The organism is Allorhizobium pseudoryzae, assembly GCF_011046245.1.
In the GTDB taxonomy this organism is placed as follows: domain Bacteria; phylum Pseudomonadota; class Alphaproteobacteria; order Rhizobiales; family Rhizobiaceae; genus Neorhizobium; species Neorhizobium pseudoryzae.
In genome coordinates this window covers 2,551,882-2,578,044 of record NZ_CP049241.1, presented here as the reverse complement: position 1 = coordinate 2,578,044, position 26,163 = coordinate 2,551,882, and the positions used below count along the sequence as shown (strand labels likewise).

The following is a 26,163-nucleotide window of genomic DNA, read 5'->3' as shown; positions in this document are numbered from 1 at the left end:
GCCTGAGGGTCTTTTCTCAGCCGGATTGCTGTGAGGCCCGGCGCATCGGATCGTTGGCCAGTTCGATCGGCTGGCCGTGCGGCGTGGCCTCCGCGGCGCGCTGCCAGCTTTCCTGCAGGGCAAGAACGCTCGCCTCGTCCGCAACGCCCTTTTCTGCAAGAAGATGGGAGAGTGCCGCAACCCAGGCCTCGAAATAATCCGATCCATCGGCGGCGCGCTCCGTCCGGTGCACCTCGTGCGACAGGTGCGCCGCCCATTCGCCCCAGGAAAACAGGCCCTGTTCATGCAGATGTACGGTCAGGCCAAACGCCTGCGCCTGCCAGGGTTCCGCAAACACCGGCGCACCGTCCGCGGAGCGTGGAAGGCCGGGCGACTGGATCAGCGACGGCGATGTGTCACACTGGCTCAAGATAACTCTCCCAGGCATCGATCGAGACCGAGAGCGTCGGGTCGCTCCCCTCGCCCCATATTTCCGGGCCGTCGAACACGACGGTATAGACCCATTGCGGGTTTTCGCCGCGACCATGCGCATTATCGTCGGGAAAGACGAAGGAGCCCTGCACCGCTTCGATCATCCCCGTCTTGGCCCGCGCATACCGCGGCAGGCGGGTATGGGTGGCGGGGTTGAGGTTCTTCGTCCGCACCGTCTGGCCCACCACGAAGCCTGGCGCCGCCTCGGCTGGTCGGTCGCAGGGACCGCCACGCGAAAGCACACCCGCCACCATTTCCGCCGTGAGTACCCGCTTTGGTGGAGCGCCCGGCGTCTCAAGACGGCCTGTCTTCAGTTCATCAGGCGTGACGAAACCGTGGCGGGCCAACAGCGTTTCCAGCGCCCGGATCCAGATCTCGTAGTAACTGGCCGAAAGATAAGCCGCAGGCGGAATATTTTCCCGGGCATGCCGGCTTTCATCGATCGTCCAGGCCCCGAAGGCACCGCAGGAGAGGGTCAGCCCCAGCGCCCGCTTTTCCCATTCGGCATGGAAATAGGGCTCGTGCGGCTCCGGCGCGACCGGCCCGAAGCCCATCTGTCCACCGAGATCATGCGGACCGTTCATCGCGCTGCCTCCGGCTGAAGGGCAAGACCGGTGCCGATCATGCTGTCGCGGGTAACGAGGTCGGCCAGTTGCTCGACCGTCCAGCCCTCGGTCCCCGACGGGCGCATGGGCACCACGAGATAACGGAGTTCTGCGGTGGAATCCCACACGCGGATCTTCGTCGTTTCCGGCAGAGAGAGGTTGAACTCCGCGAGCACGCCGCGCGGATCGAGAACGGCCCGCGAACGGTAAGCCGGCGCCTTGTACCAGACCGGCGGCAGGCCCAGCACGGACCAGGGATAGCAGGAGCACAGCGTGCAGACCACGAGATGGTGGGTTTCCGGGGTATTGAACACCGCCCGCATATGCTCGCCCTGGCGGCCGGTGTAACCGAGGCTTCCAATCGCCGCGGTCGCATCACGCGTCAGCCAGTCGGCAAAATCCGGATCGCTCCAGGCAGTCGCCACGACGCGGGCGCCGTTGCGCGGGCCGACCTTGGTTTCATAGGTCTCGACAATCGCATCGATTGCCGCCGGGTCCACCAGCCCCTTTTCGGTCAGCAGCGTTTCGAGCGCCCGCACGCGGGCCTGCATGTCGGAATAGTGGTTGTCATGCGCGTGGTCATGCTCATGGTCGTGGGCGTGGTGGCCGCTCATCGCAATCCTCCGGTTGTTCACACCTAGACAGCACTGAACGGCCAACCGGTCAAGCTGCAGCCACGCCCGAGAGAGATGGAATGCTTCTCCCCTCGACCCCGCCCCACATCACCATAGGTTGATTGCATTTAATCCTATACAATCGGAAATTATTAAGATTATATTCCTCCACAAGTTTCTCTTCCGGGGACATCTGTGGGATCACACGGTCCGACCAGCACCGCGTCTGTTGTTGCGTCCGAGCCGATGGACCGGATTGCCGCGGGCGACGTGGGAGCCCGTGCGGACACCAGAGATGCAGCGGGTTGGCAGTCGCTCGTCTCCACACTGTTCGACTGGCGCCCGCATCCCTTTCACCCTCCCCGGACGGAGGGAGACACCCTCACCGTTCACCATTTCGGCTTTTTCCTCGTCTGTCATGCCACCGGCCTAGTGGGCCGGTTCCGGCGAACCCCGATCCGGCTGAACCTCGATGATCTCGATCACCTGGTGGTGACGATCCCTTTGCAGGGATCGATTGGATTTCGCGGGCCACAGCCGCGGCTGCTGCGGCCGGGCGATGTCGCAATCATCGACCTGCGCACGGAACTCGCCTTCAGCATGGAACCGGGTGAGGCCATCCATCTGATCCTGCCGCGCATGTTTCTGCCCGCCTCCGTCGCGCCGCCCGCTGTATCGACGCTTCGCCTGCTGCGCGGCGAAAAGCTCGCGGCGCGCTTTCTGATCGACCTCGCACAGATGCTGATCCGCATGCCGGCCTATGCCAACCGCGCGGAAGCCTCCGCTCTGGCGGCAGTCCTGCGCACGCCGCTCGCCTTCTGCCTGGCCGCGGCGGACGGTGAACCCACCGGACGCGATACGCAGCGGCGCGGCCGCGACGTCCGCCGCTTCATCGAGGACCATCTCGACGACCCGGATCTCGTCCCGGCCAAGATCGCGACGCGCTTTGGGCTGTCGCGCAGCCAGTTGTTTCGCCAGTTCGACAGTGCCGGCGGCGTGGAGACCTATATCCGCCGCCGGCGCTTGCGCCGCACCCTCGTCGATCTTTCGGACCCCACCCTGTTGAACCGGAGCATCGGCGAGATTGCCTATGCAGCCGGCTTTGCCGACGAAGCCCATTTCAGCCGGATGTTCAAGACCACTTACGGCACGACGCCGCGCGCCTTTCGCAAGGGCGCCGGCACGAAAGGGCCAGCCGCTCGCGGACAGAGCGGTGCAGGCGCGCCTCCCCCGGCGGACCGTCTCCTCACCTGGCTGGAGCAGTTGCGCGACACCTAACGAATGGGCGGTTTGGGACGCTGGTGCAAGTTTTTGGAACGCACGTCCGCCGACGCTGCCGGGCGGCATGGCTAGTCTCCACACCAGTCCAGACGAGATGCAGCGGTTCGGCAAGAGCCGCGCACTCCAAAAGACAAAAGACCACACAGCCACATGCGGCGGAGACGCGCCGCCCGACCAGAATTCCGCGCCGGACAGCTTTCGGCGCGCATGCAGATCCTTCTCCGCTGGAACCACCGCCCGCGACCAGCCGGAGACGGATGAGCCGGCGCCGTTTGCCTCCCCCGGCAAGGCGCCGGCTCCCCACCGCGCTCAGGGCGGACCCACCGCAACAGAAAGGTTAAACTCATGACCACCTATTCGCTCACCTGCGTCAACGAATCCCAGCTGTCCGGCAGCTTCGCCGTCTTCCAGAAGCCGCTGCCCTCCACCATGCCGGGCAATGTCTTCTCGCTCGCCTGGTTTGCCCGTCCGACGGCGCCCAACACGCGGGTGACCTTCACCTGGGGGCTGGACTACAGCTTCACCTGGTCGGAAACCGGCATCCTGAAACCCGGCATCAATTTTGCCGCTTCGCAGGTCATTCCGGCCGACCCGAACGCGCTGAACCAGATCGAACTGAAGAAGGACGATTACGGCGCGACGACCTTCTCCGGCCTCAGCGCCGGCGGCTCGCTCGGTTCGCTGACGATCAAGCAGCTCTCGAACGTCAAGCCGAACGAAACGTCGGTTGGCATCGGCATGGCCGGTTCCGGCACCTTCGCGGTCCAGGCCCAGCCGAACATGACGGCCGTCTTCACCCCCCATCCGAACTACTGGGTGATCTTCGGCAATTTCGAGACCGGTGACGTGATGGACGTGGAAGACGTCACGAACGCGGTGGAAGTCACCTATGGCGGCGCCCGCACCTCGCGCAATGCCGTCCTCAACCTCGACAACATGATCACGGTTTCCTGACCGGCAAAGGTGGCCGCGCCAAAGCGCGCGGCCACCGACCGCCGGCAGACCGCGGAGGATCGTATGATGGACTACCGCCTGACCTGCACCAATCACTCGCACATGCACGGCAATTTCATCCTGTTTCAGTTCCCCGGCCGAAGCGAAGGCTCCGCGCAGATCCGCAGCCTTGCCTGGCGCACCCGGGCGGCAGCCCCCGGAACGCGCGTTACCTTCTGCTGGCAACGGGCGACGAGCTTTGTCTGGGGCGAGCAGACCGAACTCAATGGACGCCATCGCTTCACCATTTGCGAGGATGTCCCTGCCGATATGGATCGCGACAACGCCATCGACCTCAGGAGCGACGAGTTCGGCGCACCCAAATTCGGACCGGCCCGTGCTGGCCAGCCATCAGACAGCCTCACCATTCGTCAAATGAATGCGCGCTTCGATCATCCCGTCCAGCACGGCATCGCGCTCGGCGGCAATGCCCTGATGGCGGCCCCGTTCCACGCCAATGTCAGCACCGCGTTCGTGATCTCCCTGCATCGGTATCGCATCCATTTCGGTGACTATGAGGCGGGAGAGGCGCTGAACAGCGCCCATCTCGACCATTGCCACAGCATCGAATTCAGCGCCGCACGGCCCAGCCTGTCCGTCGTGCTGGGGCCAGACAACATCATCCGCACGCGCGAAGAGACCCGATGGCCGTAACGGCCTGATCCTGATCCGGCAAGGGCGGTGCCGGTGTCCTGCCCCGCATCGCGGGGTTTTCACCCACCCTCCAAAGGAGACAGACATCATGACGACGATCACCCTTAACCTTGTCCGACTGGTCCGGCAATTGGCAGCCAGCTGGCTGATCGGACTTGCCTTGATCGCGGCGAGCCCCGCTCTGGTGCACGCAAAAAACGCCTGCACGGCCAATACAGCCGTCCATGCGGACGTCGCCGCGAAGATCGCCCACGGCCACGCCTTCACGAAACACTCGGACGAGTTCGTCCACGGCGTCATCATCAACGGGTTGGCCTTCCCCGACCCGACGCTCGAGAGTGCCGATGATTTTGCAGGGTTCCTCACCAAGATCCTTGACAATCCGACGGTCTCACGGGGTCTTTCCAACAGCCGCACCGCGCACTGGGATGCTCGGACAGGAACCGTGATCATCTACAATCCGTTGCCGGAGGATTGCGGAACCGCGTTCCGGCCCGATGACGGCAAGACCTATTTTGACGATCTGAAGTGATCTACCCCCTGCCGCCCGCCCCGCCGCGGGCGGCTTCCCTTTCGACAAGGAGCCACAATGACACGATCAAACACCCTGCAAGTCACCGATGCCGACATCACCGCTATCCTCAACGCTCTCAATTATTTCGGTCACGGATGCAGCGCCAGCGAATGCTCGACGCTGCTGGGCATGGATCAGGAAGGCGTGCGCCGGCTGTACAAAAAGATCAACGAAACGCAGATGCGGGCCAAGGGACCGGCGGAAAAGTCCTGAGGTCAAACGGAGCCAAATCGGCAGCAGAACGCCGGCGGGCCTTGCACATCCCGGGCAAAGTCACATCTTCGGTCTATGGCTGCCAGAGGAGAAAGACATCTCATGCATGACGACATGCCTACCATCACCCTCACCTCCGGGCCGGAAATCCCGGCCCTCGGCATCGGCACCTGGAAGATGGGCGAAGATCCTTCCCGCCGAAGCGACGAAGTGGCCGCGCTGAGGGCGGCGATCGACCAGGGCATGACACTGATCGATACGGCGGAGATGTACGGCGACGGTGCCTCCGAAGACGTGGCCGGCGAAGCGATCGCCGGGCGGCGGGATGAGGTGTTCCTGGTCAGCAAGGTCTATCCTTGGAATGCCAGCCGGCAGGGTACGATGGAGGCCTGCGAGGCAAGCCTGAAGCGGCTCGGCACCGATCGCCTCGATCTTTATCTCCTGCACTGGCGCGGCGAGCACCCGCTGAAAGACACGGTTGCCGCCATGGAAGACCTGAAACGGGCCGGCAAGATCGGCGCCTGGGGCGTTTCCAATTTCGACATCGATGACATGGAGGAACTGATGGCGGTGCCGGGCGGAGACCACTGTGTCGCCAACCAGGTGCTGTTCAACCTGTCGCGCCGCGGCATCGAGTTCGATCTCCTGCCGTGGTGCCAGGCGCGCCGGATGGCCGTGATGGCCTATTCCCCGATCGAACAGGGACGGATTTTGCGCCATCCCGAGCTTATCCGCATCGCCAAGGCCTATCAGGCGACGCCGGCGCAGCTGGCGCTGGCCTTCGTGCTGGACCGCGACGGTGTGGTGGCGATCCCCAAAACGGCGAGCGTGGCACGGGTCACGGAGAACCACGGCGCGATCGATCTCGATATCAGCGATGAGGACTGGGCAGCCCTCGACGCCGCCTTCCCGCCGCCGACACGCAAGCAGCCGCTGGAGATGTTGTGAGACGGCCTTGAACCATCAGACCGCACAAGGGCGGCTCGACGGCCGCCCCTGAAGGTTCATCACAGATTAGCGATCACATGCCCTGCGGGCCGCGGTTCATCGCGGCAATCCCGGTGCGGCAGACCTCGATCAGCCCGAGCGGCTGCATGACGGCGACGAACTGGTCGATCTTCGACGACTTGCCGGTGATCTCGAAGATGAAATGCGAAACCGTCGCATCCACCACTTTCGCATGGAAAGCATCGGCGAGACGCAGGGTCTCGGCACGGCCTTCGCCCGATCCGGCCACCTTGACCAGGGCCACTTCGCGCTCGATCGGCCGTTCCTGGCCGAGCTGGTTGGCGCGCACCGTCAGATCCACGACCCGGTGAACCGGCACGATGCGATCGAGCTGCGCCTTGATCTGCTCCAAAACCGTGGGCGTTCCGGTCGTCACGATCGTGATGCGCGACAGATGCGCCTCATGCTCGGTTTCCGAAACGGTCAGGCTTTCGATATTGTAGCCGCGGCCGGAAAACAGGCCGATGACGCGAGCCAGCACGCCCGGCTCGTTGGTCACCAGAACCGAGAGCGTATGCCGTTCCTGGCGCGCGGTTTCCGGCGAGATGAAATAGGCCGAACCGGTGGGTTGAAGCTGTGCATTCATGGGTCTGTCCGTTTCCTCTGATGGTCTTGTTCAGCGCGCCAGCTCGACGCTGACGGAATTGAGATGTGTGTTGGCGAACCGCACCAGATCACGATCGAATGTGATGAAGGTGTCGCCGGTGTTCATCAGGTAGAGATGCATGGCATCGGCAAAGTCCATGCCGTTTGAAAATGCGTCTAGGGCCTTCAGCACGCTCTCCCGCTCGACGAGAATAACGGCCTGCGTGCTCGCCATCTGACGAAACAGCGCCACCATCTGCTCACGCGCAAACTGGAACCGGCTTCGAAGGACCCATGCCGTTTCCAGAAGGACGGTTGGCAGGACAACGATACGATGGTCCGCCACAAGCCTTGCCGTGGCGGCCCACTGCTCGCTGTCGTCACGCACCAGCAGGCGCACAAGGATATTGGTATCAACCGTTCTTGTCGTCATCCCACTGGCGCTCCAGCCTCTGCCAGTCCTCGATGACGGCCTGATCGATTGCGTGACGAATGGCTTCCGGTGACAGATCGACCGGCGGACCGTCATACTTAGGGATGGACGCCAAAAACTCCGCCATCGTCAGCGTCTGCCCATTGGGAGGGGCCAGCCAGTCCGTCTCCAGCGGACGCAAGGTGATCGTTTCCCCGCCGTCGATCAGCTCGAACTCGCTGCCCGGTCTCAAGCCGTGCGCATCGCGCATCGACTTCGGGATCACCACCGCGCCGTCTTCGCTCATTCTTGCTCTGGCCATGGCACCAACCTCCACCGGACAAGGGACAGGATCACCGTACCCTGTCCCCTGCCGTCGATCAAACGAGCTGCCGACCCTTGGCGTCGATGGCCGACGCCACGACCTCGTCGGTCGCCTCGTCGGGCAACAGCATTTCGTTGTGGGCCTTGCCCGACGGGATCATCGGGAAGCAGTTGGCGAGATTGGCGACCCGGCAATCGAAGATCACCGGCCGGTTGACGGCGATCATCTCGGCGATCTTGTCGTCCAGTTCCTTCGGATCGTCGCAATACATGCCGACTGCGCCATAGGCTTCCGCCAATTTGACGAAGTCCGGCATCGCTTCGGTATAGGAGTTCGACAGGCGGTTGCCATGCAGCAGCTGCTGCCACTGGCGCACCATGCCCATGTACTGGTTGTTGAGGATGAAGATCTTGACCGGCAGGCCGTACTGGATGGCGCAGGACATTTCCTGGATGCACATCTGGATGGAGGCGTCGCCGGCAATGTCGATGACCAGCGCTTCCGGATGGGCGACCTGCACGCCGATCGCCGCCGGCAGGCCGTACCCCATGGTGCCGAGGCCGCCGGAGGTCAGCCAGCGGTTCGGGGCCTCGAAGCCGAAGAACTGTGCCGCCCACATCTGGTGCTGGCCGACTTCGGTCGTCACATAGGTCTCGCGCCCCTTGGAGGCCTCGTAAAGCCGCTGGATCGCATATTGCGGCATGATGACATCATGGGAGTTCTTGTAGGCGAACGAATTGCGCGCCCGCCAGCGATCGACCTGCTGGTGCCATTCCGCCGTCTGCGCCTTTTCCGGCTTCTTCGGCAGCGCCCGCCACAGGCGAACCATGTCCTCCAGAACCCGGCCGACATCGCCGACGATCGGGATATCGACACGGACATTCTTGTTGATCGAGGACGGATCGATATCGACGTGGATCTTGCGCGAATTCGGCGAAAACGCGTTGAGGCGCCCGGTGATGCGGTCATCGAAGCGCGCGCCGATGCAGACCATGACGTCGCAGTCATGCATCGCCATGTTGGCCTCGTAGGAACCGTGCATGCCGAGCATGCCGAGCCAGTTCTTCCCCGAAGCCGGATAGGCACCGAGGCCCATCAGCGTAGACGTGATCGGGAAATCGGTGAGCTCGACCAGTTCGCGCAGGAGCTTCGTGGCTTCCGGGCCGGAATTGATGACGCCGCCGCCGGTATAAAGGACCGGACGCCGTGCCGAGGCCATCAGTTCGACGGCAGCACGAACCGCGTTCAGGTCACCCTCGACCTTCGGCTTGTAGCTCTTCTGGGCCACGTGATCGGCCTTCGGCGTATAGGTGCCGGTCGCAAACTGGATGTCCTTCGGGATATCGACAACGACCGGGCCCGGACGGCCCGACTGCGCGATGCGGAAGGCTTCGTGGATGGTGGCGGCCAGTTCGTTGACGTCCTTCACCAGCCAGTTGTGCTTGGTGCAGGGGCGGGTAATGCCGACGGTATCGCATTCCTGGAAGGCATCCGAGCCGATCAGCGAGGTCGGAACCTGACCGGTCAGGCAGACGAGCGGGATCGAATCCATCAGCGCATCCTGCAGCGGGGTGACGGCATTCGTCGCTCCCGGTCCGGAGGTGACCAGCATGACGCCGACCTTGCCGGTGGAGCGGGCATAACCCTCGGCCGCATGGCCGGCGCCCTGCTCGTGACGGACGAGAATGTGCTGGATGTCGTCCTGCTGGAAGATCTCGTCATAGATCGGCAGCACGGCGCCGCCCGGATAGCCGAAAATGTGCTCGACCCCGTTGTCCTTCAGGGCCTTCAGGACGATTTCCGCCCCAGTCATCCGATTGTCTGTACCCGTCATGTCAAAAAGTCCGTCTGCTCTGATTGTCACGAGGCCGTAGCCAGATTGAAGGCATAAAAAAAGGCCCCTTGAGGAGCCTTCGGTTTGCGCATGGGTGGCTATCGCCGGACGGTTACTCCGTCCTGCCCATGCGCCTTCCCACCACGATAAGTGCGTTCGATACGATCATGGCGGGAACTGTTAGCCATAAAATTACGAAACGTCAATGCAAGTGCGCAACAAAACGTCACGCTGTGCCGTATCTTTCGGCAGACATACCCGCAGGCACTGTCGCAAAACCGGACGTTCTGAGCGTGGCTCGGAAAGAAGTTATTAAGTCGCACCCTTTATGGTCCCTCCGTTATCGAAAAATTTCGGTTACGTTTGAGTGCTTTAGTTCCAGCCCGATGACAGGGGCGACAGTTTGCGTAATCACGAGTTGCACCACTCCCTATCGGCCGGCGAGCAGGATCGGCGTGATGCCATGCACCCGCGCAACCGCATGCTGGGCCGCGTGGTGGCCTGCGGCGGCGCACGGGCAACGATCGCGGCCGTCGCGGAAAGCGGCACAACGGATCTCACCGAACTCTGGTCGGTCGGCCGGCTGATCTCCATCAGCGTCGGACGCAACCGTGTCGTGGCGCTGACCTGCTCCATGTCGACCGGCTCGCAGGAGTGGCTGGAAGGCCACGACAACGAATTCCGGATCGAGGTCGAACTGCTCGGCGAAGTGCATGTCGGGCCGGACGGTCGCGAGGAATTTTCCCGCGGCATCTCCAACTATCCGCATCTCGGCGCGATTGCCCACCGCATCCGCTCCGCCGACCTCATGCGGATCTACGACACGGGAAAATCCGATACCTGCGTTATCGGCAAACTGACGCAGGACGATTCGATCGACGCGACGATCCACATCCCGTCCATGCTGTCGAAGCATTTTGCCATTGTCGGTTCGACCGGTGTCGGCAAGTCCACCGCCGTTTCGCTCCTCCTGCACAAGGCGATCGAGTCCGATCCCAAGCTGCGCGTCCTCATTCTGGATCCGCACAACGAATTTGCCGCCGCCTTTCCGGACAAGGCCGTCGTGATCGATACCGATACGCTCGACCTGCCCTTCTGGCTGATGCGACTGGAGGAATTTGCCGAAGTCCTGTTCCGCGGCCGCCCGCCGGTTGCCGAAGAACTCGACGTGCTGCGCGACGTGATCCCCGAGGCCAAGCGCGCCTTCCGCGGCAACGACAATGGGTTGATGCGGCGCAGCAGCGAAAAAAGCTCCGTCACCGCCGATACGCCGGTTCCCTATCGCATGGCCGATCTGCTGGCGCTCATCGATGAGCGCATCGGACGCCTGGAAGGGCGCGCGGAAAAGCCGGCGCTGCGCGCCCTCAAGGTGCGCATCACATCGGCGATCAACGACCCGCGCTATCACTTCATGTTCTCCAACAACACGATCAACGACACGATCATGGAGACGATCGCGCATATCTTCCGCATTCCGGGCGGCGACAGGCCCATCTCCACCTTCCAGCTGGCGGGAATCCCGTCCGAAGTGGTGAACTCGGTCGCCTCCATCCTCTGCCGCATGTCCTTCGAACTGGCACTGTGGAGCGAGGGCGCAATTCACATGCTGGTGGTGTGCGAGGAAGCGCACCGCTATGTGCCGGCAGACCGGGAGCTCGGATTTTTCCCGACCCGCCAGGCAATCTCCCGCATCGCCAAGGAAGGCCGCAAATACGGCGTCTCGCTCGGCGTCATCACCCAGCGCCCGGGCGAACTCGACCAGACCATTCTCTCGCAATGCTCGACGGTCTTTGCCATGCGGCTTGCCAATGACAGCGACCAGGACATCATCCGTTCGGCCATCCCGAACTCGTCGCTGTCGACGATCAGCTTCCTGTCGTCGATCGGCAATGGCGAGGCAATCGCCTTCGGCGAGGCGATCAGCGTGCCGATGCGCATGAAGTTCTCCCGCGTCGAGGACGATCTGCTGCCGAAGGCGAACGGCGTGTCCGACAAGGGCAGCGAGATCACCCCGGACAATGTCGATCTGCGCACCGTCATTGCCCGCATGCGCGCCGTGTCAGGCCCGGACATATCGGCCTTCCAGAAGAGCGTGTCGAGCAGTGACCTGCCGCCGCGCCTGGCGCCCGATGCGCCGGCAGGCGACGTGGAATTCGAGCGCTGGCGGCGTGAACTGACGGGCGAGACCGCGCGCCCCCCAGCCGCGGCGGCAGCCGAGCCGGCGCTGGAGCCCTACCGCCCCGACATGTTGCCGGGCGCACGGCCGGATCCTTACCAGCCGCCATCGGAAAGCCGCATCATTCGCCGCGATCCGTCTCACTCGGCGGGCCTGTCCCATGATGAGGCCGGAGCTGCCCGCGGACTGTCCTTGCGGCGTGGGGGATCGTTGCGCGAAAGCCTGTTGAAAAAGCCGCTCAGCAGCCTCTACGACAAGGACTGAGGGATGACAGGCAGGGCCCAGTCGAGTGACCCGTCACGGACGAACTCCCCGTCACACCGTCGCAAACGGATCGTGGCGCTGCCAGGTCTCGTCCATCTGGTTGCGAAACCAGGTCATCTGCCGCTTGGCATATTGCCGCGTCAACGCCGAACCCCGCTCGATCACCTGGTCGCGGCTCATCTCGCCCTGCAGAAGCGCAGAAATCTCGGCCACCCCGATCGCCTTCATCACCGGCATCTCCGGTGCGGGTGAAAGTGCCTGAAGCGCCGCCACCTCCGCGATCGCGCCCGTCTCCAGCATGATCTCGAAACGTCGGTCGATCCGCTGATGCAGACGCGCCCGGTCCGGCAGGACGACGATCTTCTCCGCCCGCTCCGGATCGATCAGCATGGGGCCGCGCCGTTCCTGGAAGGTGAGGATGGATTGGCCGGTCGCCTCCATGACTTCGAGGGCCCGTACGATCCGTTGCCCGTCACTGGGCTGCAGGCGCTGGGCGGCCGTCGGATCGCGGACGGCAAGGTCGCGATAGAGAAGCGCCGGCCCCTCCTCGATCAATCGCTGGCGCAGACGCTCGCGAATGTCCTCCGGGATCGCCGGCATGTCGGACAAACCACCGGTGAGCGCCTTGAAGTAGAGCCCGGTGCCGCCGACGAAGACCGGCAGGCGCCCGTCCTGTCGAAGCTCGCCGAGGAGCAAGGCTACATCGCGCAGCCAGTCCCCGGTGGAATAGGACGTGGTGGCCGGCACATGGCCATAGAGCCGGTGCGGGATGCCGGCCATCTCCGCGTCGGACGGGCGGGCCGTCAGCACCCGCAGCGTGTCATAAACCTGCATGCTGTCGGCATTCACCACCACGCCGCCGTGCCGATCCGCAAGCTCCAGCGCAAGCGCCGACTTGCCGCTTGCCGTTGGCCCGGTTATCAGGATGGCCTCGCAATGTGTCCGAAGGTTTTTCATCATGGCTCTGGTTGCCACGCTCATCGCCCATCCGTCAAACCCCGTGCTCGATGGAAAGCTGGGAGAAAAGGCGGCAGACGCCGCAAGGGCAGCCGGCCTCTACTGGCTGGCGGATGGCGTTGCCTGCGACATCGCGCTGCGCGACGGCACCGATGCGAAGACCGTCGAGGACACGCTGCGCGCCGTCATCGGCAGCCTGCCGATCGATCTCGTGGTGCAGGACGCCGACACGCGACGCAAGAAGCTTTTGATCGCCGACATGGATTCCACCATGATCGGCCAGGAATGCATCGATGAACTGGCCGACGTGGTGGGTCTGAAGGAGAAGGTCTCCGCCATCACCGCACGCGCCATGAACGGCGAGATCGCCTTCGAACCGGCGCTGCGGGAACGCGTGGCGCTTCTGAAGGGTCTGCCGATCACCGTGGTCGACGAAGTGATCGCCAAGCGCATCACGCTGACCTCCGGCGGCCCGGCGCTGATCGCCACCATGCGCGCCAAGGGATTTCACACCGCTCTCGTGTCCGGCGGCTTCACGGTCTTCACCAGCCGGATTGCCGACATGCTGGGCTTCCATGAGAACCGCGCCAATATCCTGATCGAAAAGGACGGCATCCTGACCGGCGAAGTGGCCGAGCCAATCCTCGGCAAGCAGGCCAAGGTGGATGCGCTGGAGGAGATTGCAGCCGGCCTCGGCATTCAGCCCGACGACGCGATGGCGGTCGGCGACGGCGCCAATGATCTCGGCATGATCGGGCTTGCCGGATCGGGTGTCGCGCTGCATGCCAAGCCGACGGTGGCGGCACAGGCAAAAATGCGCATCGACCATGGCGATCTGACCGCCCTTCTCTATATCCAGGGCTATCGCAAGACGGATATCGTGACACCGTGACCGAACAGCCGGAACCCCGCATCATCCTCGAAACGGACCGGCTCAGGCTGCGCAGCTGGACGGAAGCCGACCGCAACCTGTTTCGCGAGATCAACGCCGATCCGAAGGTGATGGAGTTCTTTCCGTTCCGCCGCACCTACGCAGAGGCGGATCTGCTGTTTGATCGCGTCAATGCGATGATCCGCGAAGATGGCCTCGGCTTCTATGCCGTCGAGGTGAAGGCGCTCGGTGAGGCCGTCGGCTTTTGCGGACTGGCTCCCGCCAACATGCCGGGGATCTTCCCGCCGGAAACGATCGAGATCGGCTGGCGGCTGGCGACCCGCTTCTGGGGTCATGGCTACGTCACGGAAGCGGCGAACGCGCTGCTCGCCTATGCATTTAACGACCTGAAGCTCGACGCCGTCGTCTCATTTGCGGTCGAGACCAACCATCGCTCGACTGCCGTGATGAAACGGATCGGCATGTTCGCCTGCCCGGACATGGATTTCGACAGCCCCAAGGTGCCGGACACCCATCCGCACCTGAAACGGCATGTGACCTATGCCATCGTCAACCCGAAGGTGGCCGAAGAGCAGGCCTGAGCGGCCCGCTCTTCGAGAGTGATCCGACGCCTATTCCAGCGGCAGCGCAACGAAACGCAATTCGCCTGCCGGGTTCGCCACCATGATATGCGCGTTGCGGCGGCCCTCGCCCTTCAGCTCTTCGAAACGCGCCACGACGTCGCCGGGCGTTTCCATGAAGTCCTGGCCGATCTCGACAATCACCTCGCCAGCCTTCAGGCCCTTGTCTGCGGCGGGTGAACCGGGGGTGACGGCGGTGATGACGACGCCTTCGACGCTGTCGGCGATGCCGAGGCTCTTGTGCTTTTCGTCACTCAGCATTTCCACCTTCATGCCGAAGGTTTCCGCCGGTGCTTCGGCCTTGGCCTGATCCTGCTCGGTCTGGTCCTTCTGCTGATCGCCTTCGGCCAGCGCCGGGTCCTCGCCTTCGGTCGCCGCATCGGCGCTGTCTTCCAGCCGGCCGAGCGTTACCTTGACGGTCTGCTCCTTGCCGTCACGCAGAATGACGACATCGACTTCCTTGCCGACCGGGCTTTCGGCAACGGCCAGCGGCAGGTCGCGCATTTCCTTCACCGGCTTGCCGTCGAAGGTCAGGATCACGTCGCCGGACTTGATGACGCCGTTATCGACGGGACCGCCCTTGATGACGCCGGAGACGAGCGCGCCGCGCGCCGTCGTCATGCCGAGGCTGGCGGAGATATCATCGGTGACCGGCTGGATGCGTACGCCGAGCCAGCCGCGGCGGGTTTCGCCGAACTCGATCAGCTGCTGGACGATGTTCTGCGCAAGCTCCGTCGGGACCGAAAAGCCGATACCGATCGAACCACCGCTCGGCGAGATGATCGCCGTGTTGATGCCGATCACCTCGCCCTTCATGTTGAAGAGCGGACCGCCGGAATTGCCCTTGTTGATCGCCGCATCCGTCTGGATGAAGTTGTCATAGGGTCCGGCATTGATGTTACGGCCGCGCGCCGAAATGATGCCGACCGTCACTGAACCGCCAAGCCCGAACGGGTTGCCGATCGCCATGACCCAGTCGCCGATGCGCATGATCTTCGAATCGCCGAACTTGACGGCCTTCAGCGGCGCCTTCGGCTCGACCTTCAGCACTGAAAGGTCAGTCTTCGTGTCGGTACCGACGAGCTTTGCCTTCAGCTTGTTGCCGTTCGGGAAGATCACCTCGATGTCATCGGCGCCTTCGATGACGTGGTTGTTCGTCACCACGTAACCGGACGGATCGATGACGAAGCCGGAGCCCAGCGAATTGACCTTGCGGTTGCCCTGCTGATTGTTGTCGCCGTCGAAGAAATCGTCAAAAAATTCCTGGAAGGGCGCCCCTTCCGGAACCACGGGCTTTGGCCCGCTGCCATTCGACTTGACGCTCTGCGAGGTCGAGATGTTGACGACCGCATCGAGCAGCCCCTCCGCCAGATCGGCCACGGACGCCGGTCCGGACGACATGGAGGATGGCGCTGAAGGAATGGGCGCAGGCGCAGGCTTGGCGCCCTGGGAGAAGGCGGGAGCGGCAGTGCTTCCGAGCAGCGTCAGCGCCATCACGGTTGCCAGGGAATGTCGATACGACAATCGAAGGGAGTTCACCATCAGGCATCCTCGGTTGAAAAGACGGCACCTTTTGACAAGCATAAGGCGGAATGAAGACGGTGGAAATTACCTTTTCGTGAGACCCCCAGAAGATCGCAGGCGAAGCTTCGGGGCCTCCAATGGAAAAGGGCGGCTTTCGCCGCCCTCACCCGTGTTCTCTGTCGCCTCAGGGCTGTGTTGCCTGGGGCGCCGCGGCGGGGGCCGCCGGTGCTGCGGGTGCCGCGGGTGTCGCGGGCGCCGTCGCCCCGGCAGCGTTCGAACCCGCACTCTGGTTGAAGTAACGGAAGAACTGCGAATCGGGGCTCAGAACCATGGTGGTTCCCGTGTTGGACAGGGCCGCGACATAGGCCCGCATCGAGCGGTAGAACTCGAAGAAGCCCGGATCGCGCGAGAAGGCCTCGCCGAAGATGCGGTTGCGCTCGGCATCGCCCTCGCCTCGCAGGATTTCCGAATCGCGCTGGGCTTCCGAGACAATCTCGACCACCTGGCGGTCGGCGATCGCCCGGCGACGCTGGCCCTCTTCGTTACCGCGGGCGCGGATCAGTTCCGCTTCCGCCAGACGTTCCGCCTTCATGCGCTGGTAGGTCTGTTGCGAGACCTCGCGCGTGAGATCGGTTCTGCGGATGCGCACGTCACGAACGGTGAGGCCGAGCGATTCGGCCGCCGCCTGCAGGTCGTTGCGGACCTCCTGCATCATCGAGGACCGTTCGTCGGAAAGTGCTGCGCTGAAATCGCGCAGACCGTAGACCCGGCGAAGCGCCGCATCGAGACGGGTGCGCAAGCGGCTTTCGGCCGAATCCTGGTCACCCGAGACCGTTTCGCGGAACCGGCGGGCATCGGTGATCGAATAGACGACGAAGGCATCGACTTCATAGAAGGCGCCGCCACGGACCTGGACACGGATGTTGTCGAGGTCGAGGCGCAGGGCCCGGTCTTCGACATACTGGACGCGGTCGGCATCCATGAAGGCGAAGGGCAGCTTGAAGTAGAGGCCGGGCTCGGTCTTGACGTCCTGGATCTGGCCGAAGCGAAGAACGATCGCCTGCTGCTTCTCGTTCACCACGAAAACCGAGGAATAAACAAGAAAGAGAACGAGGCCGAGGCCGATCAGGAGAACGGGGAGACGGTTCGAGTTCATGGATTGCCTCCCCGGTTCGCTGCCGCACCGGACTGCGCAGGGTTCTGACGCAGCATCTCGTTGAGCGGCAGGTAGGGAACGACCCCCTGCTGCTTGTCATCAAGGATGATCTTGTTGGAATTCTTCAGGACCTGCTCCATGGTTTCCAGGAAGATGCGCTCACGCGTCACGTCGGGCGCGACCTTGTAGGCATCGTAGATGGAGACGAAGCGCTGTGCCTCACCGGTCGCCTCATTGACGACGCGATCCTTGTAAGCGGAGGCTTCTTCGCGAACCTGGGCCGCCTGACCACGGGCCTGACCGAGCTTCTGGTTGGCGTACTGGTTGGCTTCCTCGACGAAGCGGTCTTCGTCCTGCTCGGCGCGCTGCACTTCTTCGAAGGCATCGGCCACTTCACGCGGCGGCGCTGCATCCTCGATCGGCACGGCATTGATGGCAACGCCGGCACCATAGGTATCCATCGTGCCCTGGATGATGTCGCGCACCTGGGTCGAAATGCCTTCGCGGTTGTCGCGGAAGACATCCTGCGCCGGACGGCGACCGACCACTTCGCGCATGGCGCTTTCGGCGACCTGCTGCAGCGTGGCGTTCGGCGTTTCGAGGTTGAACAGATAGGCGCGTGGATCCGTCACGGTGAACAGAAGCGAGAACTGCACGTTGACGATGTTCTGGTCGCCCGAGAGCATCAGGCCTTCGGTGGAATTGGCGTTGCCGCGCGCACCGATGTTGATCTGCTGTTCCGTGACCTTGACGATCTCGACCGTTTCAAACGGCCAGAAATGGAAGTGAAGGCCCGGGCCGGAAATCTCGTCCTTGGGCTTTCCGAAGCGCAACTCGACACCGCGCTCGTCCGGCTGGACGGTGTAGATCGACTGGAAGACGAAAAATGCGGCGATCACGACCAGGATGATCGCGAAGACGCCGCCGTTGAATCCGCCGGGCACCACGCCGCGCAGCCGGTCCTGGCTGCGGCGAATGATGTCCTCGAGATCCGGCGGCCCTCCGTTGCCACCACCGCCATTGCCGCCACCGCCACCGCGCGGGCGATTCGGCCCTTGGCCCCATGGCCCCTGATTATTGCCGCCGCCCCCCCAGGGGCCGCCGCCATTCTGATTGCTCCAGGGCATCAAAACCTCTTTGTTCGAGCTACTCCCACCCCTCGACGCGCCGCGTCACGACTGCGGCAATCGGGTCATGCCCCGTTATAGGTATGCGCACGGCCGCTTTCAACGCGCGATGGCGTCACTTCCCGGTGTTAGGTAACGAAATGTTTCAGTTTGCCGCAGTCCGGCGTCGATAGCTGGTGAAACGGGTGGGAAAACTGTCCTTTTCGCCCGCCGGCACCGCAACCTCCTCCACCGTCTCGAAGACGTCCGGATCGATCACAGGGAAGAAGGTATCGCCATCGTCGATGACGGTCTCGACATGGGTGATCAAGAGCGCATCCGCGCCGCCGATCGCCTGGGCATAGATCTCGCCGCCGCCGATCACGCAGATCTCGGGCGCCCCGCTCTCCGATGCGATCTGCCGGGCGATCTCCAAGGCCTCATCGACCGAAGCCGCCATCCGGCAACCTTCGACGACACGAGACGGATCACGCGTCACCACCACATGCGGACGACCGGGCAGCGGCTTGCCGCCGAAACTGTCGAGCGTTTTGCGCCCGACGATCACCGGCTTGCCGAGCGTCATCTGCTTGAAGCGCTTGAGATCGGTCGAGAGCTTCCACGGCATGTCGCCATCGCGGCCGATCACGTTGTTCTCCGACACGGCGGAAATCAGGACGACCGGAACGTGAACCGAACTCATACCGCCACCGGCGCCTTGATATGCGGGTCTGCCTCGTAGCCGACGAGCGAGAAATCCTCGAAGGTGAAGCCGAAGATATCCTTGACCTTGGGATTGATCTCCATCACCGGCAGCTTTTTTGGCGTGCGCGTCAGAAGCAGTTCGGCCTGTTCGAAGTGGTTGGCATAGATATGCGCATCGCCCAGCGTGTGGACGAAATCGCCGGGCTTCAGGCCCGTCACCTGCGCCACCATCATCGTCAACAGCGCATAGGAGGCGATGTTGAAGGGTACGCCGAGAAAGATGTCCGCCGAGCGCTGGTAGAGCTGGCAGGAGAGCTTTCCGTCCGAGACATAGAACTGGAACAGGCAGTGGCAGGGCGGCAGCGCCATGTCATCCACCTGCGCCGGGTTCCAGGCCGAGACGATATGCCGGCGCGAATTGGGATTGGTCTTCAGGCTCTCGATCAAATTGGCGATCTGGTCGACATGACCGCCGTCCGGCTTCGGCCAGGAGCGCCACTGGTAACCGTAGACGGGACCGAGTTCGCCCTTTTCGTCGGCCCACTCGTCCCAGATCGAAACGCCGTTGTCCTTGAGGTAGGCGATGTTCGTTTCGCCCTTCAGGAACCAAAGGAGTTCATGGATGATCGAGCGAAGGTGCAGCTTCTTCGTCGTCAGAACCGGAAAACCCTCGGCCAGATCAAAGCGCATCTGATAGCCGAAGACGGAGCGCGTACCGGTACCCGTGCGGTCACCGCGGTCGCTGCCAGTCTCCATCACGTGGCGAAGAAGATCATGATACTGTTTCATTGGGTCCTGCCGATTCTGCTCGCCGCGTAATATAGGCGCGTGCGCCCGGAAACGACAGCCTCTCCAATTCCCCGTCCCCATGCAATCGATGCCGCTTGGTTGCGGCCGGGCCACGCGCCGACAGATGAAGGAAATGCCATGTCCACCCGTTTCACCCAGGTCGATGTCTTTTCGGCCTGTCCGACGCGCGGCAATGCGCTTGCCGTCGTGCATGACGCGGATCGCCTGACGGACGAGCAGATGGCCGCTTTTGCCCGCTGGACGAATCTCAGCGAAACGACTTTCCTGCTGAAACCGACGCTGGAGGGGGCCGACTACCGGGTGCGGATCTTCACGCCGCTGCAGGAACTGCCCTTTGCCGGCCACCCGACGCTCGGCTCGTGCCATGCCTGGCTGGAAGCTGGCGGACAGGCGGCAGGCGAGCGGGTGGTGCAGCAATGTGCCGCCGGCCTGATCGAGGTACGCCGCGAAGGCGAGCGGCTCGCCTTCAAGGGGCCCCCGCTGGTCCGCTCCGGGGCGATCGAGCCGGATTTACGGGCAAAGGCGCTCGCCGGGACCGGCCTCACGCCGGCGGATGTGGTCGATTCGGCCTGGGTCGACAACGGTCCGGGCTGGATGGGATTTCTGCTGCGATCGAGAGCGCAGGTGCTGGCCATCAAGCCCGATTTTGCCCGCCTCAAGGGCATGCGGGTCGGGATCATCGGGCCATCGGAGAAGGGCGAGGACACGGACTGCGATTTCGAGGTGCGCGGCTTTACCGCCGCCGGCTTCGAGGACGCCGCGACCGGCAGCCTGAACGCCGGGCTTGCCCTCTGGCTGACCGAAGCTGGCCATGCGCCGCACCGCTACGTCGCTGCTCAGGGAACCATGATCGGCCGGTCGGCCCGCCTCTTCATCACCCGGCATGACGCCGACATCTGGCTCGGCGGGCACTGCCGCAGCGTCATTTCCGGAGAGGTCTCCCTCTGATCAGGCCGCACCAGGGCCGACCGCCTCAGCATATCCCGCGCGTGCCATAAAAGCCTGCAAGGGATTGCAACGGGCAAGCGGCTCTGACCGCAGACAGTGACGCCGCGCCAAACCCGCTCCCGAAACGGAATGCCGAACATCTCATCGCTTGCCCCTTTTCATCGGCCTGCGAAAGACTTATATCACTCGTGCCGGGGCTTGCTCCGGCTATGGCAATAAACGGTCGGTGTAATAAACCTATTGGACCCGGGGGCGGTACCCGGCGCCTCCACCAAAAACCGGTCGGTCTTCCTGCAAAGGGTCAGACCGGCTTTTGATGGGGGCGAAATAGGATCGACAAGGGCGTAAAGATCGAACTTTTGCTCGGCATGATACCGCCGTTATCGGGTCACAAGTGTAGTTGCAAACGACAACAACGCTAAGGAATACGCTCTCGCTGCCTAATGGCGGTGCGGGAATTCCGCTCTAAGTCCTCTTGGTTAGCCCCTTGAGGCGGGGTCCGAAGGCACCTGGCAACAGAAGCCTTCACCTTCTCCCTTCATCGGATTTTGGTTATGATGGCCTGATGATATGTCAAGGTCTTCCGCGAGGACGGGACCTGCCGTATAACGGGCGGACAAATCGCCTGTGACACACGCAAATTGATTGGAAGAAAGCACCTATGGGGCAGGATCACATCCGTTACGATATCTTGGCGCAGGACGCTCTGCGCGGCGTTATCCGCAAGGTTCTGTCCGAAGTGGCAGCAACCGGCCGTCTTCCGGGTGATCATCATTTCTTCATCACATTCCTCACCGGCGCTCCGGGTGTTCGCATTTCGCCGCACCTGAAGTCGAAATATGCCGAACAGATGACGATCGTCATCCAGCACCAGTTCTGGGACCTGAAGATCCACGACACGCATTTCGAAGTGGGCCTGTCCTTCTCCGACACACCGGAGCGGCTCTCGATCCCGTTCAACGCGATTCGCGGCTTCTATGACCCATCGGTCAATTTCGAACTCGAATTCGAAGTGCCGCTTATCGAGGAAGACGATCAGTCGGCGGAAATCACCGCCTATCCGGTGGAAGCCGTCGCCGCCGCCAAGCCAGCCAGCGCCGAGGATGAGGAAAAGTCCGACGAGGAAAAGAAGGCGGGGTCCGTCGTCTCGCTCGATTCCTTCCGCAAGAAGCACTGACACGAGGCTCCGATGAGCGCCGAGATCGTCAATCTTCGACTGGCCCGCAAAGCCAAGGCACGGTCCGACAAGGAGCGTCAGGCGGAGCAGAACCGCATTACCTTCGGCCGGACGAAGCAGGAAAAGACGCTGACGAAAGCGCTGAACGACAAGGCAGAAAAACAACTGGATCAGGGCCGGCTCGAACGGACCGGCCCCTCCGACGAGACAGACCGCTAGGTCTGCCGTCGGCCGGCCGGCACTTCAAACGATCATATCCACTGGTCAGGTCGCAGGCCCCGTGATGATCCGCAAACACTCCACCACGCTGCACGGACATCGCACGAGCTTTTCGCTCGAAGATGCCTTCTGGGACGAGTTGAAGACCATCGCCAGCGCCCGCAGGCTGAGCATCGCCGCGCTGATTGCCGAAATCGACGACGCCCGCCCGGCAGACAGCAACCTCTCCTCGGCGCTGAGGCTGTATGTTCTTGCTTGGCTGAAGCAGCAGGCGCCCACGACCTGACGAGGGCTGGACAGACCGCTCAATCTCGCGCAGCGCCCGGCGCAAAACCGTTCTGGCGGAACACGTCACCCGTCGGCGGAACCGTCAATTGCGGGATGCTGTCCGCCTCGCGACGGCGCTGTTCCTCGGCAGCACGAGCCCGCGCCTCGGCTTCCGCCGCAAGGCGTGCTTCCTCCGCCGCCCTCACCTTCGCTTCGGCTTCCGCCTTCTCGCGCAGGATGCGGCGCCGATTGTCCTCGAAATTGTAGAGCGCCACCTCACGGCGCAGGCGCTGTTTCTCCAGCACGCTCGCCTGCAGCGTCTCGACACGCCGCCGTTCCCGCTCGAAGGCCCGCAGCGACAGATAGTTGGTGATCGCGCCGGCATCCAGCGTCTCGGACGGCGCTGACAGGGCGCCGGAATAGAGAAGCTTGAAGGCCGCATCACCACCGGCAACCGCTTCCTCGCCAGGCGCATAGGAGACCTGCAGGGAAGCCTCCAGCGCATCCTCGACGAGATCGATCCTGAGATCTGCCCCGAGATTCGTCTCCCCAGCCTTCGCCGTGATGTTTTGCGCGCGCACCTGCCCGCCGGTCATGGTGAAGGGGATATCGACGCGGCCGAGCGTGGCGGAGCCTTCGTGCACAAGCGCTTCCAGCAGGGGATCAACCTTCGCCTCGGTCACCTCGCCCTGAATGCCATCGGCCTGCGGCAGCAGCGACGGCAACAGGTCCGGGTTGAGGCGGGTGAGCGTCAGATCCGTCAGGTGGACGGCACCGGATCCGCTCGCAGCCGCCAGCAGGCCTGCCGGTGTCTTGGCGGTTGCCTCGGCGGCCAATGCGAAGGAGGTTCGGCCGGTCGCCACCGGCTTGCCCTGCGATTGCCAGACAAGCGACGCCAGATCGGCATTCTCGACGCTGAGCCGGGTCTGGAACAGGCCGACTCCCTCGCTGTTCGACAGGGCAACACGCCCGGCAATCTGACCGCCCAGCCAGCGGCCCTTCGCCTCCTCGATCGTTACGCCACCGGCCCGGCTGATGAGTCGCGCGGAAACCTCCTCCGCCGGCGGAAGGCCGAAACCCTTCAGGCTGCGGGCATGCAGGGTGAAGGCCAGATCGGTGCCAGCAAACATTGGCAGGGCGAAGGATTTGTCCGAGAGGTCTCCCGTTTCTCCGTCCGTCAGAGGTCCGTAGACCGCCTCGCCCAGCCAGCCCAGATCAACGAGATCAAGCGTCACCTCGCCGCTCGCCTTGGTCAGGCTTGCCGTCCGATCCAGGGTCACCTGACCGCTGACGCCATTGCCGCCGATCGCGCCGCGGATCGCGTCGAAGCGCGCCGCCTGTGGCTGTAGGACAAGCGAAGCGGACAGATCCACCGGCAGGCCGAGCCCGAACTGCGGCAGGCCGATGCCGGCCGTCAGCAGCGTCGGTTCCAGATCCTCGCTTTTCAACGTCATGTCGAACTGCCCCTGGCCGAAGGCATCGGCCGACAGGTTTGCCGTGCCATCCGCAGAGAGACGGGTGCGGTCGGTCGCATAGGCGACATTGAGACGTGCCGGCTTGCTGCCATCCTGATGCAGGTCGAGCGAGAGCGACGCGTCGCTGTCGCCGTCAAAGGGCAGCGAATCGAGCCCCATCTGGCCAAGCAGCGTGCCCGCCTGCGGGTTGGCAAGCTTGGCCGTCAGGTCCAGCTTCGTGTCGGCGGTGATATCGAAGAGGTTCGGCAGGTCGAGGTCGGCGCTCACCTCGCTGCCATTGCTGCGGCCACCGATCCTGGCAGCCAGAGCCCCATCCTGCAGCGTGACATTGGCGGAGAGATTCGTATCGGCATACCAGGCGGCATTGCGCACCAGCCTGTCGAGCAGCGGATGGCGCGGCAGCTTCTGGTGCAGCATGGTGATGAACGGCGTCGGATCAAAGGCGTTGAAAGTCAGCGAACCGCTGCCGGAATAGGAGAGGAACGACCCCTCCGCCGTGCCCTTGGCCGTAATGCTGGCGCCGGCCACATTGCCGATCGTCAGCTTCTGCAGCGACAGCTTGCCGGCCCCGAGTTCCAGCACCGTCTCGACCTTCTCGGCAGCGATCCCGAAGGCGGTGAGACGGCCGGCCTTGATCTGGGCGGCCAGACGGTGGTCGAGCACGTCTTCGCCGGCATCGTCGCCGGTCATCAGCGAGGCGAGCGCCCGCAAGGCATCGAGATCCACCTCGTCGCCGGTCAGATTGATCGAAAGCGTCGGCGTCGCCTCGGCGGGCGATTCGCGTTCCACCCGGCCCTTCAGGGTCGCCGCCCCGACAGCCAGTTCCAGATTGTCGAACCGCTGCAGCGTCGGCGTGAGGTTGACGGTGGCGGAAAAACCCGCCGCCTTCAATTGTCGGATGGCGGGATCCACCTTGCCGGTCAGCCAGTCGGACAGGCCGGAGGGCTGGTTGGAAGCAAGCAGCATGCGGCCGGTGAACGAGGCCGCACCATCCAGCCTCAGTGCGCCTTGCACCTCCACCTGCGTGCGGCCCGGCAGCGTCGCCACGGCATTCTCGACCTTCCACCCCTTGCCGGCCGGGCGCATGTCCAGCCGCACGTCGCGGATCGTCGTGCCGTCCGCCACGATCGCGGGCAGGCGGATCGTCGCCTTGCCCGGCACCTGCGGAATGGGAACGCGCGCGGCGATCGCGATCAGCGCATTCAGCCGTTGCTGGCCGGAGACATGCGGATTGCGCGCCGTCTTGCCCTTCACCAGATCCGCGGTCAGCCGATTCACATCCACCTGCTGACCCTCGGCGGTCAGCAGGAATTCCGGCTTGTCGCCGGTATCGAGCGTCGCCTCGCCGGTCACCACGTATGGATTGTCCAGCCCGCCGATTTCGGTCCGGTATTCGGCAATGCGGATACGGTCATTGGTGAGTTCGAACTTGCCCTTGGTGCGCGGTGGCGGCACCGGCTTTTCCGTCGTCTGCGGCAAGACCGGGTTGATCGGCTGGTCGAGGAAGGAAAGGCTGAAGTCGCCTTTATATTCGGGCCTTGCCTCGGTGAGAGCAAGCGCACCATCCAGTTGCACTTCGACCGGCTGGACATCGGGCCAGACCTTCATGCGCAGCGGAACACTGGCCGTTGCGGCTTCGGGCTCGCCGCTCGCCAGCGAAAATTTCGCCTCATACCCGTCCAGCGTCGCGTTGCCCTCGGCGCGCCAGGGACCGGCGAGCGAGGTCGCCGACATTTCAGCCGTCAGCCCGGTCACCCGGCGTGTGCGACCCGTGGCTTCGTCGATGAATTCGATCTCGGCGCCCGTGACATGCACGTCTTCGAGCACAACATTGCGCGCCGGAAGTTCGGGCCGGCTGCCGCGCATCCAGTCCAGCTTGCCGTCCTTCAGCACACGGATGCGCGCCTTGGGCCGATCGAGGCGCATGTCGAAGATGCGGGCTTCGCCGGAGAGGAAAGGCGCCAGTTCCATGTCCATGGAAAAGGCGGCGACCTGCACAATCGGCGTGCCGTCTGTATCCTGCCCCACCCGTACATCGGTCATCGTCACCGACGGGAACGGCAGGAGCCGCGCATCGACCGTGCCGTTGACGGTGACTTTCTTGCCAAGGATACGGCTCGCCTGGGTTTCGAAATCGCGACGGAAGCTCGACCAGTCCACGAAAAAGGGCGCCAACAGGGCCGTGAACAAGGCGACGACCACCAGGCCGCTGATCACCAGCAATATCCGTCCGAGCACCGCACCATTCTCCTTGGGTCAGGGCGAGGAGTTCAATGCGACCTCTCCCTGCGGCAAGAT

At 63.5% G+C, this 26,163-nt stretch carries 27 protein-coding genes and 1 other RNA gene; 14 read left to right on the top strand and 14 right to left on the bottom strand.

Annotation, left to right across the window (positions count from 1 at the left end):
* Nucleotides 1-16: 16 nt before the first annotated feature.
* The 3 genes from G6N78_RS12470 to nthA are packed head-to-tail and all read right to left on the bottom strand — an operon-like array spanning nt 17 to nt 1,690.
* The gene (locus tag G6N78_RS12470) at nt 17-409 is read right to left on the bottom strand and encodes a nitrile hydratase accessory protein (protein WP_165218829.1); all 393 of its coding nucleotides are present in this window, start codon (nt 407-409) and stop codon (nt 17-19) included.
* Nucleotides 396-1,055: a nitrile hydratase subunit beta gene (gene nthB, locus G6N78_RS12465; RefSeq protein WP_165218827.1), complete on the bottom strand. Its 660-nt coding sequence runs from the start codon at nt 1,053-1,055 to the stop codon at nt 396-398. The genes G6N78_RS12470 and nthB overlap by 14 nt, the downstream gene beginning before the upstream one ends.
* Nucleotides 1,052-1,690, bottom strand: a complete 639-nt coding sequence (gene nthA, locus G6N78_RS12460) for a nitrile hydratase subunit alpha (protein ID WP_165218825.1) — start codon at nt 1,688-1,690, stop codon at nt 1,052-1,054. Before nthA ends, nthB begins: the two co-directional genes overlap by 4 nt.
* Before the next feature lie 195 nt (nt 1,691-1,885).
* Here nthA and G6N78_RS12455 point away from each other — a divergent pair, with 195 nt between their 5' ends.
* From G6N78_RS12455 to G6N78_RS12430, 6 genes are all read left to right on the top strand, one after another.
* Complete coding sequence (locus tag G6N78_RS12455; RefSeq protein WP_165218823.1) at nt 1,886-2,968, top strand: helix-turn-helix domain-containing protein; 1,083 nt, start codon at nt 1,886-1,888, stop codon at nt 2,966-2,968.
* A gap of 348 nt (nt 2,969-3,316) precedes the next feature.
* Nucleotides 3,317-3,925, top strand: a complete 609-nt coding sequence (locus tag G6N78_RS12450) for a RhiA family protein (protein ID WP_165218821.1) — start codon at nt 3,317-3,319, stop codon at nt 3,923-3,925.
* 63 nt (nt 3,926-3,988) lie between these two features.
* Complete coding sequence (locus G6N78_RS12445) at nt 3,989-4,618, top strand: RhiA family protein (RefSeq protein WP_165218819.1); 630 nt, start codon at nt 3,989-3,991, stop codon at nt 4,616-4,618.
* 88 nt (nt 4,619-4,706) lie between these two features.
* Nucleotides 4,707-5,150, top strand: coding sequence for a hypothetical protein (locus G6N78_RS12440; RefSeq protein ID WP_165218817.1), 444 nt, complete (start codon nt 4,707-4,709; stop codon nt 5,148-5,150).
* A 57-nt stretch (nt 5,151-5,207) separates the two neighbouring features.
* A complete protein-coding gene (locus tag G6N78_RS12435) occupies nt 5,208-5,405 on the top strand; it encodes a hypothetical protein (RefSeq protein ID WP_165218815.1) in 198 nt (65 codons plus the stop codon).
* A gap of 102 nt (nt 5,406-5,507) precedes the next feature.
* The gene (locus tag G6N78_RS12430; protein WP_165218813.1) at nt 5,508-6,353 is read left to right on the top strand and encodes an aldo/keto reductase; all 846 of its coding nucleotides are present in this window, start codon (nt 5,508-5,510) and stop codon (nt 6,351-6,353) included.
* Nucleotides 6,354-6,426: 73 nt separating this feature from the next.
* Here G6N78_RS12430 and ilvN read toward each other — a convergent pair whose 3' ends face one another.
* The 4 genes from ilvN to G6N78_RS12410 are packed head-to-tail and all read right to left on the bottom strand — an operon-like array spanning nt 6,427 to nt 9,548.
* Nucleotides 6,427-6,999: an acetolactate synthase small subunit gene (gene ilvN / locus G6N78_RS12425; RefSeq protein ID WP_165218811.1), complete on the bottom strand. Its 573-nt coding sequence runs from the start codon at nt 6,997-6,999 to the stop codon at nt 6,427-6,429.
* A 30-nt stretch (nt 7,000-7,029) separates the two neighbouring features.
* Nucleotides 7,030-7,431 carry a type II toxin-antitoxin system VapC family toxin gene (locus G6N78_RS12420; RefSeq protein WP_165218801.1) on the bottom strand — a complete coding sequence of 134 codons (402 nt, stop codon included), beginning with the start codon at nt 7,429-7,431 and terminating at the stop codon, nt 7,030-7,032.
* Nucleotides 7,412-7,732 (bottom strand): AbrB/MazE/SpoVT family DNA-binding domain-containing protein, encoded by a 321-nt coding sequence (locus G6N78_RS12415; RefSeq protein ID WP_165218799.1) that lies wholly within the window; start codon nt 7,730-7,732, stop codon nt 7,412-7,414. Before G6N78_RS12415 ends, G6N78_RS12420 begins: the two co-directional genes overlap by 20 nt.
* Nucleotides 7,733-7,790: 58 nt before the next feature.
* Nucleotides 7,791-9,548 carry an acetolactate synthase 3 large subunit gene (locus G6N78_RS12410; RefSeq protein WP_165221706.1) on the bottom strand — a complete coding sequence of 586 codons (1,758 nt, stop codon included), beginning with the start codon at nt 9,546-9,548 and terminating at the stop codon, nt 7,791-7,793.
* A 484-nt stretch (nt 9,549-10,032) separates the two neighbouring features.
* Here G6N78_RS12410 and G6N78_RS12405 point away from each other — a divergent pair, with 484 nt between their 5' ends.
* Nucleotides 10,033-12,009: an ATP-binding protein gene (locus tag G6N78_RS12405; RefSeq protein WP_370691418.1), complete on the top strand. Its 1,977-nt coding sequence runs from the start codon at nt 10,033-10,035 to the stop codon at nt 12,007-12,009.
* 51 nt (nt 12,010-12,060) lie between these two features.
* On the opposite strand, the gene miaA is transcribed toward G6N78_RS12405, so the two are convergent.
* Nucleotides 12,061-12,966, bottom strand: a complete 906-nt coding sequence (gene miaA / locus G6N78_RS12400) for a tRNA (adenosine(37)-N6)-dimethylallyltransferase MiaA (RefSeq protein ID WP_165221703.1) — start codon at nt 12,964-12,966, stop codon at nt 12,061-12,063.
* Between the two features lies 1 nt (nt 12,967).
* Here miaA and serB point away from each other — a divergent pair, with 1 nt between their 5' ends.
* Nucleotides 12,968-13,858 carry a phosphoserine phosphatase SerB gene (gene serB / locus G6N78_RS12395; RefSeq protein ID WP_165218795.1) on the top strand — a complete coding sequence of 297 codons (891 nt, stop codon included), beginning with the start codon at nt 12,968-12,970 and terminating at the stop codon, nt 13,856-13,858.
* Nucleotides 13,855-14,439 (top strand): GNAT family N-acetyltransferase, encoded by a 585-nt coding sequence (locus G6N78_RS12390; protein WP_234905790.1) that lies wholly within the window; start codon nt 13,855-13,857, stop codon nt 14,437-14,439. The genes serB and G6N78_RS12390 overlap by 4 nt, the downstream gene beginning before the upstream one ends.
* Before the next feature lie 30 nt (nt 14,440-14,469).
* Here the strand turns inward: G6N78_RS12390 and G6N78_RS12385 are convergent, their stop codons facing one another.
* The 5 genes from G6N78_RS12385 to G6N78_RS12365 form a co-directional block, all read right to left on the bottom strand.
* Entirely contained in the window at nt 14,470-16,020 is a 1,551-nt protein-coding gene (locus G6N78_RS12385) for a Do family serine endopeptidase (RefSeq protein ID WP_165218793.1), read from the bottom strand.
* Nucleotides 16,021-16,186: 166 nt separating this feature from the next.
* Nucleotides 16,187-17,158: a protease modulator HflC gene (gene hflC, locus G6N78_RS12380; RefSeq protein ID WP_165218791.1), complete on the bottom strand. Its 972-nt coding sequence runs from the start codon at nt 17,156-17,158 to the stop codon at nt 16,187-16,189.
* Nucleotides 17,155-18,285 carry an FtsH protease activity modulator HflK gene (gene hflK / locus G6N78_RS12375; RefSeq protein ID WP_165218789.1) on the bottom strand — a complete coding sequence of 377 codons (1,131 nt, stop codon included), beginning with the start codon at nt 18,283-18,285 and terminating at the stop codon, nt 17,155-17,157. Before hflK ends, hflC begins: the two co-directional genes overlap by 4 nt.
* A 145-nt stretch (nt 18,286-18,430) precedes the next feature.
* Nucleotides 18,431-18,967, bottom strand: a complete 537-nt coding sequence (locus G6N78_RS12370; RefSeq protein ID WP_165218787.1) for a dihydrofolate reductase — start codon at nt 18,965-18,967, stop codon at nt 18,431-18,433.
* Nucleotides 18,964-19,758 carry a thymidylate synthase gene (locus tag G6N78_RS12365; RefSeq protein WP_165218785.1) on the bottom strand — a complete coding sequence of 265 codons (795 nt, stop codon included), beginning with the start codon at nt 19,756-19,758 and terminating at the stop codon, nt 18,964-18,966. Before G6N78_RS12365 ends, G6N78_RS12370 begins: the two co-directional genes overlap by 4 nt.
* 138 nt (nt 19,759-19,896) lie before the next feature.
* Between G6N78_RS12365 and G6N78_RS12360 the strand changes: the two genes are divergently transcribed.
* From G6N78_RS12360 to G6N78_RS12340, 5 genes are all read left to right on the top strand, one after another.
* Nucleotides 19,897-20,727: a PhzF family phenazine biosynthesis protein gene (locus G6N78_RS12360; RefSeq protein WP_165218783.1), complete on the top strand. Its 831-nt coding sequence runs from the start codon at nt 19,897-19,899 to the stop codon at nt 20,725-20,727.
* A 151-nt stretch (nt 20,728-20,878) separates the two neighbouring features.
* Nucleotides 20,879-21,257: a transfer-messenger RNA gene (gene ssrA, locus G6N78_RS12355) on the top strand.
* A gap of 131 nt (nt 21,258-21,388) precedes the next feature.
* The gene (locus tag G6N78_RS12350; RefSeq protein WP_165218781.1) at nt 21,389-21,904 is read left to right on the top strand and encodes an SspB family protein; all 516 of its coding nucleotides are present in this window, start codon (nt 21,389-21,391) and stop codon (nt 21,902-21,904) included.
* A 12-nt stretch (nt 21,905-21,916) separates the two neighbouring features.
* A complete protein-coding gene (locus tag G6N78_RS12345) occupies nt 21,917-22,123 on the top strand; it encodes a DUF4169 family protein (RefSeq protein ID WP_165218779.1) in 207 nt (68 codons plus the stop codon).
* 64 nt (nt 22,124-22,187) lie between these two features.
* Complete coding sequence (locus G6N78_RS12340; RefSeq protein WP_165218777.1) at nt 22,188-22,409, top strand: ribbon-helix-helix domain-containing protein; 222 nt, start codon at nt 22,188-22,190, stop codon at nt 22,407-22,409.
* Nucleotides 22,410-22,428: 19 nt separating this feature from the next.
* Here G6N78_RS12340 and G6N78_RS12335 read toward each other — a convergent pair whose 3' ends face one another.
* Nucleotides 22,429-26,103 carry an AsmA family protein gene (locus tag G6N78_RS12335; RefSeq protein ID WP_165218775.1) on the bottom strand — a complete coding sequence of 1,225 codons (3,675 nt, stop codon included), beginning with the start codon at nt 26,101-26,103 and terminating at the stop codon, nt 22,429-22,431.
* Nucleotides 26,104-26,163 lie beyond the last annotated feature (60 nt).

Bases quoted from the DNA above. Each gene is read 5' to 3' on its own strand.
- nthB (WP_165218827.1), bottom strand. From the start codon at position 1,055: ATGAACGGTCCGCATGATCTCGGTGGACAGATGGGCTTCGGGCCGGTC.
- nthA (WP_165218825.1), bottom strand. From the start codon at position 1,690: ATGAGCGGCCACCACGCCCACGACCATGAGCATGACCACGCGCATGAC.
- G6N78_RS12450 (WP_165218821.1), top strand. From the start codon at position 3,317: ATGACCACCTATTCGCTCACCTGCGTCAACGAATCCCAGCTGTCCGGC.
- G6N78_RS12445 (WP_165218819.1), top strand. From the start codon at position 3,989: ATGATGGACTACCGCCTGACCTGCACCAATCACTCGCACATGCACGGC.
- G6N78_RS12440 (WP_165218817.1), top strand. From the start codon at position 4,707: ATGACGACGATCACCCTTAACCTTGTCCGACTGGTCCGGCAATTGGCA.
- G6N78_RS12435 (WP_165218815.1), top strand. From the start codon at position 5,208: ATGACACGATCAAACACCCTGCAAGTCACCGATGCCGACATCACCGCT.
- G6N78_RS12430 (WP_165218813.1), top strand. From the start codon at position 5,508: ATGCATGACGACATGCCTACCATCACCCTCACCTCCGGGCCGGAAATC.
- ilvN (WP_165218811.1), bottom strand. From the start codon at position 6,999: ATGAATGCACAGCTTCAACCCACCGGTTCGGCCTATTTCATCTCGCCG.
- G6N78_RS12420 (WP_165218801.1), bottom strand. From the start codon at position 7,431: ATGACGACAAGAACGGTTGATACCAATATCCTTGTGCGCCTGCTGGTG.
- G6N78_RS12415 (WP_165218799.1), bottom strand. From the start codon at position 7,732: ATGGCCAGAGCAAGAATGAGCGAAGACGGCGCGGTGGTGATCCCGAAG.
- G6N78_RS12410 (WP_165221706.1), bottom strand. From the start codon at position 9,548: ATGACTGGGGCGGAAATCGTCCTGAAGGCCCTGAAGGACAACGGGGTC.
- G6N78_RS12405 (WP_370691418.1), top strand. From the start codon at position 10,033: ATGCACCCGCGCAACCGCATGCTGGGCCGCGTGGTGGCCTGCGGCGGC.
- miaA (WP_165221703.1), bottom strand. From the start codon at position 12,966: ATGAAAAACCTTCGGACACATTGCGAGGCCATCCTGATAACCGGGCCA.
- serB (WP_165218795.1), top strand. From the start codon at position 12,968: ATGGCTCTGGTTGCCACGCTCATCGCCCATCCGTCAAACCCCGTGCTC.
- G6N78_RS12385 (WP_165218793.1), bottom strand. From the start codon at position 16,020: ATGGTGAACTCCCTTCGATTGTCGTATCGACATTCCCTGGCAACCGTG.
- hflC (WP_165218791.1), bottom strand. From the start codon at position 17,158: ATGAACTCGAACCGTCTCCCCGTTCTCCTGATCGGCCTCGGCCTCGTT.
- hflK (WP_165218789.1), bottom strand. From the start codon at position 18,285: ATGCCCTGGAGCAATCAGAATGGCGGCGGCCCCTGGGGGGGCGGCGGC.
- G6N78_RS12370 (WP_165218787.1), bottom strand. From the start codon at position 18,967: ATGAGTTCGGTTCACGTTCCGGTCGTCCTGATTTCCGCCGTGTCGGAG.
- G6N78_RS12365 (WP_165218785.1), bottom strand. From the start codon at position 19,758: ATGAAACAGTATCATGATCTTCTTCGCCACGTGATGGAGACTGGCAGC.
- G6N78_RS12360 (WP_165218783.1), top strand. From the start codon at position 19,897: ATGTCCACCCGTTTCACCCAGGTCGATGTCTTTTCGGCCTGTCCGACG.
- G6N78_RS12350 (WP_165218781.1), top strand. From the start codon at position 21,389: ATGGGGCAGGATCACATCCGTTACGATATCTTGGCGCAGGACGCTCTG.
- G6N78_RS12345 (WP_165218779.1), top strand. From the start codon at position 21,917: ATGAGCGCCGAGATCGTCAATCTTCGACTGGCCCGCAAAGCCAAGGCA.
- G6N78_RS12340 (WP_165218777.1), top strand. From the start codon at position 22,188: ATGATCCGCAAACACTCCACCACGCTGCACGGACATCGCACGAGCTTT.